The sequence below is a fragment of the Moorena producens 3L genome (genome assembly GCF_000211815.1).
Classification (GTDB): Bacteria; Cyanobacteriota; Cyanobacteriia; order Cyanobacteriales; family Coleofasciculaceae; genus Moorena; species Moorena producens.
Genome location: NZ_GL890820.1, coordinates 23,741 through 37,679, shown reverse-complemented (window position 1 = coordinate 37,679; position 13,939 = coordinate 23,741). Strand labels below are relative to the sequence as shown.

Genomic DNA, 13,939 nt, shown 5'->3' with positions numbered 1-13,939 from the left:
CTCCGAGTTTGAAGACACGCCCTAGTCCTCAACCTCCAAAATCTTTACCAAGGCAAGTCAAGATTAATCGTCAGGCAACCTTATCTGCACTCCAGCATGAGTTTACACCTCCAGAAAGTATTCAGTCTCAGGTTGTCCCACCGAAAACAGATGGTGCTTCCCATTCCCCCTCTCCAGTCACTCCAGCTTCTGTTGTACAAACTAAATTGCTTGTAGCTAAGGCAAGTCAGCCTTTACCGACAGGAAAAACTAGCTCGACACCGGATTTGGTTTGGCGCTCCCAGGAGGAAGAAGAATCAGACAGTAGTTTGCTACAAACTAAGCTCTCGGATTCTAAGCCCAATCAGGATATCTCTTTAGTTCAAACTAAATCGGTTGTTGCCAAACCAAGTCAGCCCTCACTAACAACAACTACACTCCCAACTAAAACTACTAATCTCACCAAGAATACAGTAAGCAATAACTCGGCACAGGATTTAGTTTGGCGCTCCCAGGAGCAAGAGGAATCAGACAGTAGTTTGCTACAAACTAAGCTATCAAATTCTAAGCCCAATCAGGATATATCTTTGGTTCAAACCAAATCGGTTTTCCTCAAACAAAGTCAGCATTTACCAACAACAAATACAACCCCAAATTCCAACATCAATTTAACTACGAATAAAGTAAAAACTAGCTCAGCAACAGATTTAATCTGGCGCTCCGAGGAAGAAGAGGAATCAGACAGTAGTTTGGTACAAACCAAGCTCTCGGATTCTAACCAAAATCATGAAATCTCTTTAGTTCAAACCAAATCGGTTGTTGTCAAACCAAGTCAGCATTTACCGACAACAACTACAACCCCAACTATAAATACTAATCTGACTAAGGATACAGTAAGCAATAACTCGGCACAGGATTTAGTTTGGCGGTCCCAGGAGGAAGAGGAATCAGACAGTAGTTTGGTACAAACCAAGCTCTCGGATTCTAACCCCAATCATGATATCTCTTTAGTTCAAACTAAATCGGTTGTTGTCAAAGCAAGTCAGCCCTTACTGACAACAACTACAACCCCAAATAGAAATATCAATTTAGATACCGAGACAGGAAAAACTAGCTCGACACCGGATTTAGTTTGGCGCAAAACTGATAACGAATCTGTAGCCAAAGTATCGAAACTCCAACAGTTAAGCGATGGGGTGATTGCTCGTCAAGCTAATCTAACTGGAGCTAATTCCATTCCCATGACAGCACCAGTTACTTCAACCACAGCCACGTCAAATCTAGCAACCACTCCAGCTGACGGGGTAGATATAGATATCGAGGCAATAGCCGAACAAGTTAGTCGTATTCTAACTCGTCAGCTAACGATGGAACAAGAACGTCGGGGGATAGAAAAATGGCATTAGCTAAACTAACTATTATTCCTTTGAAGTGGGAAAAAACTCAAGACACTAAGTACCGTGCTGTAGAGTCGGAAGACAGAGCCAATTATCCAGAGATTACGGTTTTGTTTAACCCCGAATCCTACGCTATCAAAAAAGGAGTTAGTTGGAGTGGTTCAAGTCAAAAAGAATATAATGCCCCCATCTTAGATTTTGGTGGCGGGGGAAGTCGGGAATTAACTCTGGAATTGTTATTTGATGTTTCCGAAGGGGTTAGAAATTCACGACTTCAAAATCAAAATCAAAATCAAAATCAAAATCGTTTAATAGACAGTACCGCCATCGAGGATGTACGGGAGGAAACCAATAAACTTGTTGCCCTTACCCGCATTCAACGTGTTGGGGGTAAAGAACAACCACCACCAGCTTGTAAGGTTTACTGGGGTAAAGCACCAACTAATTCTGACTTCCCTTTTGTCGGGGTGATTACTAATCTGACCCAAACCTTCACCCTGTTCAAAAGTGATGGTAAACCGATACGAGCAAAAGTCAACATCACTTTTTCGGAATATCTCAATCCAGAAGATGATAAACGGCGTACCGATCCAGAATTAACTACTCGTATTGTCAAAAGCGGTGAAACCCTCAGCAGCATTGCGGCGGATGTCTATGGTAATCCTAAGCTGTGGCGACTCATTGCCCAAGAAAATCAACTGGATAATCCCCGTCAGCTTGACATTGGTAAAACCTTAACTATTCCCAAATTGCTTTGATAGTTATGATTGATTGCTGTAGCAAGCCCAAGGGTTATGCGTTACTATTGCCTATTGCTAGCATGCCTATTGCCTCTTGCCTGTTCCCTGTTCCCAGATCCGCTGCTCCCTACTCCCTACTCCCTACTCCCTACTCCCTTTTAACTTTTAAAAATGCCATTTACCCAACCCCAATCCTCAATATTTACCAAGTATGAAATTCTAGTTAATGGTTCGCGTTTACCAGAGTCAGCACAGTTCCATATTACTGGGTTAACAGTAGACGAAGAGATTAATTTGCCCAGTATGTTTACCTTAGAATTGGGCAGTTTGGATGTGCAGGAAGGGGAAGTATTGTGGTTGGATAACTCTTTGTTCAGTATTGGGAATACCCTAGAAGTGAAATTGGGTTACCGGGGAAACCTAACTACCCTCATGGTTGGGGAAATTACCGCTATAGAACCAGAGTTTACGATTCAGCGATTACCCAAAGTAATGATTAGGGGTTATGATCGCAGCCATCGCTTACATCGTGGTCGTCATACCCAGACTTTTGTGCAACTAAAAGATAGTGACATCGCAGCACAAATTTCCCAGCAGGTTGGACTTTCTGCCCAAGTAGAAGATAGTGGGGTGGTGCATGACTATATTTTACAAGCTAATCAAACTCATATGGAGTTTTTGCAAGAAAGGGCAGGAAAAATTAATTATGAGGTGATGGTGGAAGATCGAAATTTAGTATTTCGACCTACGGCTAATCAAGATAGTGAAATTCTCACCCTAATGTTTACTGATGACCTACTGGAATTTTATCCCTGTATGTCCTCTGCAAGTCAAGTGAATGAAGTCAAAGTACAGGGTTGGAATCCTAAAGAAAAGCAAGCAATTATCGGACGCGCCGCCACTGGTGATGAAGGAAGCAAAATGGGGGGAGAAACTAGTGGTGCAGCTTTAAGCGAAGATGCTTTTGGTACAGCAGTAAAAACCCTGAGCAATCACCCAATGATTACCCAAGCGGAAGCAGATCAGCTGGCTCAAGCCCGTTTTCAGCAACTCAATCTAGAGTTAATTAGTGGAGAAGGAATTTGTCGAGGGCGTACAGATTTACGAGCAGGAATAGTAGTTCAAATTGATGGTGTAGGCAAGCGCTTTAGCGGTCAATACTATCTTACCAGTGTCCTGCATCGCTATTGTAATAGCCAATATCATACTAAATTTACAGTGCGGAGGAATGCTCAATGAAATTGTCTGAACTACTTTTGGATAGTCAATCCCACCGAGCGATCGCATCTCGTATTTATGGTGTCGTAGTTGGTGTAGTGACCAACAATGAAGACCCAGAAGGACTAGGTCGGGTTAAAGTGAAATACCCCTGGCTAAGTGATGAAGACGAAAGTGACTGGGCGCGGATAGCTACACTAATGGCGGGAAATGAACGAGGGATTTATTTTTTGCCAGAAGTAGATGACGAAGTATTAGTAGCTTTTGAACATGGTGATGTCCGTTTGCCCTATATTATCGGGTCTTTGTGGAATGGTAAAGAATTACCACCAGCAACTAATGAAGATGGTGCTAATAATATCCGGGTAATCAAATCTCGTAGCGGTCATGTCATCCGTCTCAATGATGAAGAGGGGGCAGAAACTATTGAAATTGTTGATAAAACCGATAAAAACAGCATTATTTTTGATACAGCTAACAACACTATTGCTATTACCACCGATGGAGACATTACTTTATCAGCATCCCAAGGTAATATTAAACTAGAGGCAGAAAATATTGAAATCAAATCTTCAGCAGATACCAAAGTTGAATCCGGTGCAGCAATGGATATTAAAGCCAGTAGCACCATGAATCTTAAAGGTCAAACTATTAATCTAAACTAGTCTAATTTAATTATGGGACAACCAGCAGCCAAACAAGGGGACCAAATTACCGCTATTGATACTCATATTGTGATGGTACCCTCAGGACCAGTAACAGTACCAACTCCCCTACCTCATCCTTTTGCGGGCATTATCAATGGCAACCTCAGCAGTGATGTCAATATTATGGGAATGCCAGCAGCAACTGTAGATAGCACTGCGGATAATACTCCACCTCATATTCCCACACCTCCTGGCACTGCCTTTCAAAGTCCTCCTGCTAATAAAGGAACGATTAAAATTGGTAGCCCAACGGTAAAAATTAACGGTAAACAAGCAGCAAGAAATGGAGATATTGCTGAGACTTGTAATGATCCTGCCGATTTACCAATCGGACAAGTAATCGCAGTCGGTACAGTTTTTATTGGCTGAAACGGAGAAGATGATATCCCCCCTAAATACCCTTAATAAGGGAGATGATATCCCCCCTAACCCCCCTTAATAAGGGGGGGATATGATTCCCTGTTCCCTGTTCCCTGTTCCCTGTTCCCTAAAGCCCAAAAAAAAATTTGTATCTCACATAATTTAAAAACGCTATATGTCTAAACCATTTTTAGGTATTGGAGTAGGATTTCCCATCAATTTAGATACTAAGGGAGATTTCCAAGTTGCCGAATATGAAGAGAGTGTACGCCAGTCAATTGTAATTATCCTTGGTACTGCCAAAGGTGAGCGAGCGATGCGTCCCGACTTTGGTTGCAGCATTTATGACTTAGTTTTTGAGCCCAATTCACCTGCCACTGCTGGTAAAGTATCCCAAGCTATACAGGAAGCCCTACTGTTCTTTGAACCCCGCATTGATGTTATAGATGTGCGCGTTCAATCCCCTATTCCAGAACAAATGCTGGTCAATATCGACTATCAAGTGCGAGCAACCAATAATGTTTTTAACCTAGTTTATCCATTTTATCTAGAAGGAAGTGCAGGTTGATGGTTAAACTAGCGCCCAAAATTTATCAACGGACAGCAAAGGATATTGCCAATCAAGTTCTCTATGGACAAAATTCCTGTAAAGTAGTGATTTTTGCCTTCTCGCTCCTTATACAGAGCAGGTTATATCGACTCGCATTACTACTTCAGGAATTTAGAAAACATACAGATACAGGAGAAACTAAACCTCTTCAGGAACTTATCACACACTATACAGGAAAAACTCAACCTGTTCAAGGAAGGAGTGCTGCTATAGTTAATATCTTTGCCCGTTTTGCCGAGATTATTATCGAGCGACTCAATCAAGTTCCAAATAAAAACTTTTTAGCCTTTTTAGATTTATTAGGAGCGTCTCGGTTACCACCCCAACCAGCACGAGTACCCTTGACATTTTCCTTAGCTGCCGGAACTATCGTTGATGCAGTAGTCCCAAAAGGGACACAAGTTGCTGCACCTCCAGGGGAAGGAGAACAAGACCCTGTTATTTTTGAAACTGAACGGGAATTGGTAGTAACAGCCGCAAAATTAGACTCTATTTTTGTGCGGGATCCAGAACAGTATTTGTATAGTAATCATAGTTCAATTATTACTACGCCAGCATCACCAGGTGTTGATATTTTTCGTGGCAACCAAGAGATTGAACATAGTTTATACATTGGGCATAGCAAACTTTTAGGGTTTGCTGAAATTGATACCTTTAAAGTAAAGATTAATTTATCACAAGCCCTTGGTACTCCAGGAGAAGTACAATGGCAAATTTGGCAGGAAACGGAAGATGGAGTTAATTGGCAAGATATTACACCGAGAAATAATGAAACTACTGAAGGCTTGACTCAAATTGGCGATCGCGACATTCAATTTAGTAATATTACCGCTTTACCGTTAACTACTGTTAATTCAGTAACTAATCGTTGGATTCGTTGCTGTTTAGTAACTCCCATTACCAGTGTCAATCAATTACCGAAAATTGAGGATATCAAACTTGAAGCTAATATTCGTTCCACTGAACTATTAATCGAAACGGCTTTTCTTAATCAATTACCCGTTGATTTAACTAAAGAGTTTTTCCCGTTTGGTGAAAAACCGAAGCTAGGAGATACCTTATATTTAGCCAATAGTCAGATTTTTTCTCAAGAAAATGCTCAAATTACTCTTCAGGTTAACTTGAGAAATCCCGCCACAGAAAGTCGCGGTGAACCAGATGACTTTCCTTTGCCTACAGACGCTTCAAATAATTTAAGACTTAAGTGGGAATTTTGGAATGGAAAAATTTGGCAAGAATTAGGTATTTCTAGCTTAGAAAATTATGGATTCAGAGACACTACTCAAGTTTTTACTCAAAATGGTCAGGTAGAGTTTCCCTTATTTGAAAAACCTGCTCCCATAACTATTAATGGCGTAGAAAGTTTCTGGATTCGTGTGCGAATTAGTGCAGGTAACTATGGTAGAGAAGCATCTTATCAACAAGTAGGAGACAGCTATCAATTTCAGCCAGCAACATTTGCGCCACCCTTGATTGAATCAATTGTAGTTAGCCACACCTTAACACTATCAGACGAAGAACCAGAAGACGTTATCACCTACAATGACTTCGTTTATTTAACTAATAGTCCTAAACCTTTCTTTCCTTTTCAAAGAAGCGAACTTGTTCAAAAAGCTTTCTATATGGGTTTTAGCTTACCATTAGCTAGAACAGAATTTACCAATCGTAAAATCAGCATTTTTTACTGTGTAACTGAGGTAAAATATGGAGATAATAATGTTACATTAGTACCTAATGCAACGGCTGTTAAACAATTGAATAAAACTGAACAAGTTCAACTAGTATGGGAATATTGGGATGGCCAAGCATGGCAACAACTAACCATAAGAGATGAAACCGAAAACTTTACCCGTTCCGGTTTAATTGAATTTCTGCCACCAGGGGATTTTTCACCAAGGGAAGACTTTAATTTACCTCCCCGTTATTGGCTCCGGGTTAAATGGTTAAAGGGTGACTACGACGTTGAACCTAGGCTGAAACAAGTACTGCTGAATACTACCATGGCAGCACAAACAGCTACGATCCAAAAGGAAATTGTTGGCTCCAGTGACGGGACTGAAAATCAAAAATTTAATACAACTAGTCAGCCAATATTAGCAGGTCAAGAGCTGGAAGTGCGGGAACCGGAAATACCGTCTGCCCTAGAAAAGGACAAAATTCTCCTTGAAGAAGGGGAAAAGGCGATTACGGTTACTACTAATGAAACCGGAAGACCGCAAGAGATTTGGGTTCGTTGGCATCAAGTCCCGGATTTCTATCAATCAAAACCACGGGATCGCCATTATGTCTTTGATAATCTTACCGGAAAAATCACCTTTGGGGATGGACGCAATGGACTGATTCCTCCTCCTGGTCAAGGCAATATCCGCATGAGTCGCTATCAAACTGGTGGTGGAACTGCTGGAAACAAACCCGCTGGGGCGATTGTCCAACTCAAAACCACAGTCCCCTATGTGGACAAAGTGATTAACCATCAAGCAGCAGCAGGGGGGGCAGAAGCTGAAACCATTGACTCCCTAATCGAGCGCGCACCTAAGGAAATTCGCCATCGTCAGCGTGCTGTGACTAGGGAAGACTACGAAGATTTAGCCAAGCTGGCTTCACCAGAGGTAAGCAGAGCCAAGTGTGTACCCTTAGCCAATTTGAAAACCAATCCCCTGGCTGGACTGGATACCAAGCTAGATTCATCGGGAACAGTGAGTGTAATTATTGTACCCCGCTCCACTGAGGCTAAACCCCTACCCAGTTTGGAGCTAATCAAGCGCGTCCAAAACTACCTACAAGCCTACACTGAACCCACAGTGGCAATCTCTGTAGTGGGCGCTCTCTATGTCCGTGTCAATATTACCACTGAAATTGCGGTTACTTCCCTAGAAGGATCTCGTGAGGTAGCACAAACCGTGGAACAAACCTTAGCTAGTTTTCTGCATCCCCTAACCGGTGGTTTTGACGGAATGGGTTGGAATTTTGGTCGTCAACCCTATAAATCGGACTTATACCGACTACTGGAGAGAGTGCCGGGAGTAGACCATGTTTCTAGCTTGGAGGTGAATGACATCGAAGAACTAGAAGGTGCTAGCCAGACTAATCGCTTTTTAGTTTATTCCGGCAACCACACCATCAATTTAACCTTTGTGGAATCCTGAGGAGGGTAACTCATGCCAATAGAATTGCCTAATCTTGATGACCGCACCTATGACGACTTGGTGCAAGAAGCCCTGGGTATGATTCCCAGCTATGCGCCCCAATGGACTAATCACAATCCTTCTGATCCTGGTATTACCGTCATTGAGCTGTTTGCCTACCTTACCGAAATGCTGCTCTATCGGCAAAATCGGGTGACAGAGGCCAATATGCGGATGTTTTTACAACTGCTGAATGGACCAGATTGGCAGCAAAAGGAGGATTTACAGAAAGAGATTAAAGAGGCAATTACCCAAGTACGCGATCGCTACCGAGCCATCACCTGTGCCGACTTTGTGGAATTAGCCCGAGACATGAAACCAGATGATACAGATGATACCGTTGCCAGGGCACACTGTATACCTCGACGTAACCTGGACTCGGAAAATGCCTTAGTCGAAAATGCCTTAGTCGAACCTGTGGATCAACCAGGTCATGTGAGTATTGTGATTATCCCCGACAGCAATAATCGTGAAAATAGCCCCCCTCAACCAAGCTCAAGGCTGATTAACGAGGTAAAAAACCACTTAGAAGAACGGCGATTGATTGGCACCGCAATCCATGTAGTTATGCCACGCTACATCACCATTAGCATCAGATTAACCATACACCTCAACCGAGAAGCAGACGTAGCAACCACTAGGGCCAACATAAATAACGCACTGGAAAACTTTTTCGATCCCCTACCAAATCCTGACAATCCTCAAGGTTGGCCATTTGGTCGAAATGTTTATGTTTCGGAACTTTATCAACTACTTGATGAACTAGAAGGTGTGGATTATGTCACCAAAACCAACCAGCAAGACGAAGTATTTTTTCCTCGTCCTGATGCCATAAACAATCAACAACGCCTAGTTAAAACCAACGGACAGCTAAGTGCTATCCAGGTCAAACCAGAAGAACTAGTGTATTTAGATCTTACCGCCAGCGATATAGACATCATATCCCCCTTAGAAACCCTTGATTTCAACGGTTAAAAACCAATGAAAAACTCAGCCCGTTCCCCCAGTAAACTTTTAGACTATCTGCCAGAGATTTATCAAAGCGATCCTTTCGTCGGTCAATTTTTACTACCCTTTGAAAATATTCTTTTGGGTCGTGCAGATGGGATCAACTTTTGTGAGCAGGGTTTAGAAGAAAAAATTGCCCGTATTTCTAATTACTTCCATCCCAACAAAACACCCCCAGACTTTCTGCCCTGGTTATCTAGCTGGGTAGCTTTGAGTCTCAGAGCAGATTTAGATGTCCAAAAACAACGGAAATTTCTGGCCAATACCGTCAGACTGTATCGTTTTCGAGGGACTAAAGACAATTTACAAGAACTGCTAGAATTATTTCTAGAGGACGAGGAAAAAGTCACCATTATCGACGCTTCCAATGCCGAATTTCAAATTGGTGACACCCAACTCCTGGAGCCCGAAAACCCAATTGACCTCGAAGAAATTCCAATTTACCCCGAAGGACTTCCCTCGCGATCGCTGCTGGGTAGAGGCACTTACCTTGGTGGTGGTATCCCCCACTTTTTTATAGTAAGAATCACTCCAGCTCAAGGATTAAACCCAGAGCAACTCCAACGACAAATAGAAATCGCTAATGCCATCATCGAACAGGAAAAACCAGCCCATAGCAAGTACAGACTAGAAATTATTTACACCACGCAGATTGGTGGTACTTTTGATTCTGATTCTGATTCTGAAGAAGTTACGGGTTCCCAGATTGGAATTAATACTATTTTGGGCAAGATTACCGAAAATGAGGAATCTATCTTAGGAGAGTAAGTGTAGCAGAAGTCAGAAGTCAGAAGTCAGAAGTCAGAAGTCAGAAGTCAGAAGTCAGAAGTCAAACTCTTGCGCTTACTTAGGTTTGAGACTTTTGTCATGTCCTAACTGCCCTGTCTTGATGCAGTCGCTCATGGGGAGGGGCTGTGTGCGGAACCTGCGTCCGCACCTTGTAAGCCCCGTGGAAACCCCCAAGACCGCTTAGGTGCGCTTTCCGTAGGCGAATTAAATTCGCCACGGGTCGCACCTCTGCATCGCTTACTTAGGTTTGAGACTTTTGTCATGTCCTAACTGCCCTGTCTTGATGCAGTCGCTCATGGGGGAAACCCCCAAGACCGCGCTGCATCGCTGGCGACTGCTATACCTGGACGACTGTACTAACTTGTGTAAAGTTGCCAAAAGTCCCTCTGCTCCCTGCTCCCTACTCCCTGTTCCCTGTTCCCTGTTCCCGACTTCTGCAAGAAGTCTAGTTAATTTTACTTTTCTCTGACTACTTAAGGATTATGAAATATATTCAACGTCCCAATTACTTTACTTCCCAGTTTCTAGTAGAAAAAGACTTTAACGATGAGCAAGCCTACCATCGTGACATGCGCCTGCGTCACAATAGCTTACTCCATGACTGGGGTGTGGTGGAAGGATTAGAAGTAACCCGAGCCGGGCAGAAAAAAATTGCGGTTAGTGAGGGCATGGCCATTGATAAATATGGTCGAGAAATTATTGTTTTACCGGATTGTACAGTACCGGACACGATTAACACGATTAACTTAGATGGATTAGAACTAGAACCCAATACAACTACAACTATTGAAATTACCGTCATCTATGATGAAATTAAGGATGATGGTGACGAAGTAGCGGTAGGTAATGATAAAAAATACACTCGCACCACTGAACGTCCCAAGTTTGTCATTTACGGGAGTAAAACAAGTAAAGACAATCTCCAAGACGGTAATGTAGATGTAAAAACTGGTTTTGCCCCTACCGATGATAATGTGATTCTGTTGGCACGGGTGACCCTAGACAACAACGGTGAGGTTAGTGAAAATGCAGTGGATAATTCTGTACGCAAGCTTGCTGGTCCTAAGTTATCTAACCTCGATAAGTTAGAGCTAGATGGTACCATTTCCGCCGAAAACTTAAATCTGACCGGAAATTCAACCATCGATGGTTCCCTGACAGTGAATGGAAACCTGGAAGTAAAAGGGGATGTGATTGCCCGTGATACCGAGCATATTGCTGGGGATGTGTCCTTGGGGGATGCGGATAATCATGAAGTGAAAGTTACAGGGGTAATTCGCTCAGGGCATTCATCTGGAGCGTTGAGGGTGGATGATGGGTTACATACCACTGGTGCTCTGACAGTGGATGGTAATGTTGGTATTGGCACAAATAATCCTAGGCAGAAATTAGAGGTAGCTGGAACTGTTAAAGCCACTAGGTTTGAAGGGGATGGTTCTGGTTTAACTGGTATTGGTGCTGGAAAGTGGTCTGATGGTGGTAGTAACGGTATTTACTATAACCATGGCAATGTAGGTATTGGTACAAATAGCACCTATGCTGAACTCACGGTTAACGGCTCAATCGGATTTGCCAACGGGACAGCCCCCATGATGTACATCCATCAAAGTGGTACAAACAATGCACCTCGACCAATCATTGCTCATTCCCCACGTTATCGAAACTGGGGAGTTGAATACCGAGATCACGAAGATCTAATGGTTTTTCAAGGAAGCGGACAACCAGTTTTATCAGTTGGTCTTCGTTCTAAAAAAGTTGGTATTGGCATTACAAATCCTACGGAAAAATTAGAGGTAGATGGAACTGTTAAAGCCACTAGGTTTGAAGGGGATGGTTCTGGTTTAACTGGTATTAGCGCTGGTGGCACAAAGTGGTCTGATGGTAGTAATAACAGTATTTACTATAACCATGGCAATGTAGGTATTTGTACAAATCGCACCTATGCTGAACTCACGGTTAACGGCTCAATCGGATTTGCCAACGGGACAGCCCCCATGATGTACATCCATCAAAGAGGTACAAACAATGCACCTCGACCAATCATTGCTCATTCCCCATCTCATCCAAACTGGGGAGTTGAATACCGAGATCACGAAGATCTAATGGTTTTTCAAGGAAGCGGAGAACCAGTTTTATCAGTTGCTCTTCGTTCTAAAAAAGTTGGTATTGGCATTACAAATCCTACGGAAAAATTAGAGGTAGCTGGAACTGTTAAAGCCACTAGGTTTGAAGGGGATGGTTCTGGTTTAACTGGTATTAGGGCTGGCAGTGAAACCAAGTGGTATGATGGTAGTAATAACAGTATTTACTATAACCATGGCAATGTAGGTATTGGTACAAATAGTACCTATGCTGAACTCACGGTTAACGGCTCAATCGGATTTGCCAATGGGACAGCCCCCATGATGTACATCCATCAAAGTGGTACAAACAATGCACCTCGACCAATCATTGCTCATTCCCCACGTTATCGAAACTGGGGAGTTGAATACCGAGAACACGGAGATCTAATGGTTTTTCAAGGAAGCGGAGAACCAGTTTTATCAGTTGGTCTTGGTTCTAAAAAAGTTGGTATTGGCATTACAAATCCTACGGAAAAATTAGAGGTAGTTGGAACTGTTAAAGCCACTAGGTTTGAAGGGGATGGTTCTGGTTTAACTGGTATTAGCGCTGGTGGCACAAAGTGGTCTGATGGTGGTAGTAACAGGATTTACTATAATGCTGGCAATGTCGGGATTGGGACAAATAATCCTACTCAAAAATTAGAGGTGGCTGGAACTGTTAAGGCCATTGCTACTCATACGGGCAGAGATTCAGCCTACGGAGTTTACAGCCAAGCACATGGGAGTGACAGTGGCTCTAAATTTGGTTTGTATGCACAAGCAACGGGTGGTAGCAGTGGTACCCGATTTGGTGTCTATGGTGGTGCTTCTGGTGGTAGCGCTCAATATGGTGGCTATTTCACTGCTACTCATACGGGCAATAGAACGGCCTATGGAGTTCAAAGCGTTGTAAGTGGCAATGGCAATGGCACTAAATATGGTTTGCATGCACAAGCAACGGGTGGTAGCAGTGGTACCCGATTTGGTGTCTACGGTAATGCTTCTGGTGGACAAACTCAATATGGTGGCTATTTCATTGCTACTAATAGGGGCAATACTAACGCCTTCGGAGTTTGGAGCCAAGTAGCGGGCAATGGCAATGGCACTAAATTTGGTTTGCATGCACAAGCAACGGGTGGTAGCAGTGGTGCCCGATTTGGTGTCAGGGGTATTGCCTCTGGAGGACAAACTCAATATGGTGGCCATTTCACTGCTACTAATACCGGCAATACTACCGCCTTCGGAGTTCACAGCACTGTAACTGGCAATGAAAATGGCACTAAATATGGTTTGTATGCACGAGCAACAGGTGGTCCGAGTGGTACCCGATTTGGTGTCTACGGCAGAGCCGATGCTCAGAATAATAGCAGTGCAATTGTATATGGTGTATACGGTGTTGCCAGTGGTGGCAAGACTAGTTATGCTGGCTACTTCGAGGGTAATGTGCATGTGAATGGTCATTTAACATATCGCACTATTGGGCAAGTATCCTCACGAGAGTTGAAAGAGAATATTAATACCCTGGCAATAGAAGACGCCATAGAAACCCTGGAAGGACTCAATCCGGTCCAATTCAGCTACAAAAAAGATCACCAAAAAGAAACCCACATTGGATTTATTGCCGAAGATGTGCCGGATTTAGTGGCCAGTCATGATCGGAAAACCCTCAGTCCGATGGATATCGTGGCGGTTTTAACTAAAGTGGTGAAGGAGCAAAACAATACGATTTCCTTGCTAATGGAGAAGGTACAAACTTTGGAACAGAAAAGTCAATCTAGCGCTTTTTAGCCTAATCAGCTAAACAGATTTTTTTACTTCTTCCCTATTCCCTGCTCCCTGCTCCC

General features: G+C 43.0%; 12 protein-coding genes. 11 read left to right on the top strand and 1 reads right to left on the bottom strand.

From position 1 onward, the window contains the following. The 9 genes from LYNGBM3L_RS01415 to LYNGBM3L_RS01375 form a co-directional block, all read left to right on the top strand. Nucleotides 1-1,385: hypothetical protein (locus LYNGBM3L_RS01415; RefSeq protein WP_044491910.1), on the top strand; the 1,385-nt coding region annotated here is incomplete at its 5' end. Continuing rightward, nucleotides 1,376-2,134: a CIS tube protein gene (locus tag LYNGBM3L_RS01410; protein WP_008178153.1), complete on the top strand. Its 759-nt coding sequence runs from the start codon at nucleotides 1,376-1,378 to the stop codon at nucleotides 2,132-2,134. The genes LYNGBM3L_RS01415 and LYNGBM3L_RS01410, both read left to right, overlap by 10 nt. 153 nt (nucleotides 2,135-2,287) lie before the next feature. Next, entirely contained in the window at nucleotides 2,288-3,355 is a 1,068-nt protein-coding gene (locus LYNGBM3L_RS01405; RefSeq protein ID WP_008178151.1) for a phage late control D family protein, read from the top strand. Further along, a complete protein-coding gene (locus LYNGBM3L_RS01400; RefSeq protein WP_008178149.1) occupies nucleotides 3,352-3,999 on the top strand; it encodes a phage baseplate assembly protein V in 648 nt (215 codons plus the stop codon). Before LYNGBM3L_RS01405 ends, LYNGBM3L_RS01400 begins: the two co-directional genes overlap by 4 nt. A gap of 12 nt (nucleotides 4,000-4,011) precedes the next feature. Then, the gene (locus tag LYNGBM3L_RS01395) at nucleotides 4,012-4,410 is read left to right on the top strand and encodes a PAAR domain-containing protein (protein ID WP_008178148.1); all 399 of its coding nucleotides are present in this window, start codon (nucleotides 4,012-4,014) and stop codon (nucleotides 4,408-4,410) included. A gap of 166 nt (nucleotides 4,411-4,576) precedes the next feature. Beyond that, nucleotides 4,577-4,969, top strand: a complete 393-nt coding sequence (locus tag LYNGBM3L_RS01390) for a GPW/gp25 family protein (RefSeq protein ID WP_008178146.1) — start codon at nucleotides 4,577-4,579, stop codon at nucleotides 4,967-4,969. After that, complete coding sequence (locus LYNGBM3L_RS33525; protein ID WP_008178144.1) at nucleotides 4,969-8,157, top strand: putative baseplate assembly protein; 3,189 nt, start codon at nucleotides 4,969-4,971, stop codon at nucleotides 8,155-8,157. Before LYNGBM3L_RS01390 ends, LYNGBM3L_RS33525 begins: the two co-directional genes overlap by 1 nt. A gap of 12 nt (nucleotides 8,158-8,169) precedes the next feature. Then, on the top strand, nucleotides 8,170-9,171 hold the full coding sequence (locus LYNGBM3L_RS01380; RefSeq protein WP_008178142.1) for a baseplate J/gp47 family protein: 1,002 nt from the start codon (nucleotides 8,170-8,172) through the stop codon (nucleotides 9,169-9,171). A 6-nt stretch (nucleotides 9,172-9,177) separates the two neighbouring features. Continuing rightward, entirely contained in the window at nucleotides 9,178-9,972 is a 795-nt protein-coding gene (locus LYNGBM3L_RS01375; protein WP_008178140.1) for a phage tail protein, read from the top strand. Nucleotides 9,973-10,069: 97 nt separating this feature from the next. On the opposite strand, the gene LYNGBM3L_RS42615 is transcribed toward LYNGBM3L_RS01375, so the two are convergent. After that, nucleotides 10,070-10,210, bottom strand: a complete 141-nt coding sequence (locus LYNGBM3L_RS42615; RefSeq protein ID WP_154659647.1) for a hypothetical protein — start codon at nucleotides 10,208-10,210, stop codon at nucleotides 10,070-10,072. 78 nt (nucleotides 10,211-10,288) lie between these two features. Here LYNGBM3L_RS42615 and LYNGBM3L_RS42610 point away from each other — a divergent pair, with 78 nt between their 5' ends. Together LYNGBM3L_RS42610 and LYNGBM3L_RS01370 are read left to right on the top strand one after the other, a co-directional pair. Beyond that, a complete protein-coding gene (locus tag LYNGBM3L_RS42610; RefSeq protein ID WP_154659646.1) occupies nucleotides 10,289-10,462 on the top strand; it encodes a hypothetical protein in 174 nt (57 codons plus the stop codon). Nucleotides 10,463-10,475: 13 nt separating this feature from the next. Continuing rightward, on the top strand, nucleotides 10,476-13,883 hold the full coding sequence (locus LYNGBM3L_RS01370; protein WP_008178138.1) for a tail fiber domain-containing protein: 3,408 nt from the start codon (nucleotides 10,476-10,478) through the stop codon (nucleotides 13,881-13,883). Nucleotides 13,884-13,939 lie beyond the last annotated feature (56 nt).

Bases quoted from the DNA above. Each gene is read 5' to 3' on its own strand.
- LYNGBM3L_RS01410 (WP_008178153.1), top strand. From the start codon at position 1,376: ATGGCATTAGCTAAACTAACTATTATTCCTTTGAAGTGGGAAAAAACT.
- LYNGBM3L_RS01405 (WP_008178151.1), top strand. From the start codon at position 2,288: ATGCCATTTACCCAACCCCAATCCTCAATATTTACCAAGTATGAAATT.
- LYNGBM3L_RS01400 (WP_008178149.1), top strand. From the start codon at position 3,352: ATGAAATTGTCTGAACTACTTTTGGATAGTCAATCCCACCGAGCGATC.
- LYNGBM3L_RS01395 (WP_008178148.1), top strand. From the start codon at position 4,012: ATGGGACAACCAGCAGCCAAACAAGGGGACCAAATTACCGCTATTGAT.
- LYNGBM3L_RS01390 (WP_008178146.1), top strand. From the start codon at position 4,577: ATGTCTAAACCATTTTTAGGTATTGGAGTAGGATTTCCCATCAATTTA.
- LYNGBM3L_RS33525 (WP_008178144.1), top strand. From the start codon at position 4,969: ATGGTTAAACTAGCGCCCAAAATTTATCAACGGACAGCAAAGGATATT.
- LYNGBM3L_RS01380 (WP_008178142.1), top strand. From the start codon at position 8,170: ATGCCAATAGAATTGCCTAATCTTGATGACCGCACCTATGACGACTTG.
- LYNGBM3L_RS01375 (WP_008178140.1), top strand. From the start codon at position 9,178: ATGAAAAACTCAGCCCGTTCCCCCAGTAAACTTTTAGACTATCTGCCA.
- LYNGBM3L_RS42610 (WP_154659646.1), top strand. From the start codon at position 10,289: ATGGGGGAAACCCCCAAGACCGCGCTGCATCGCTGGCGACTGCTATAC.
- LYNGBM3L_RS01370 (WP_008178138.1), top strand. From the start codon at position 10,476: ATGAAATATATTCAACGTCCCAATTACTTTACTTCCCAGTTTCTAGTA.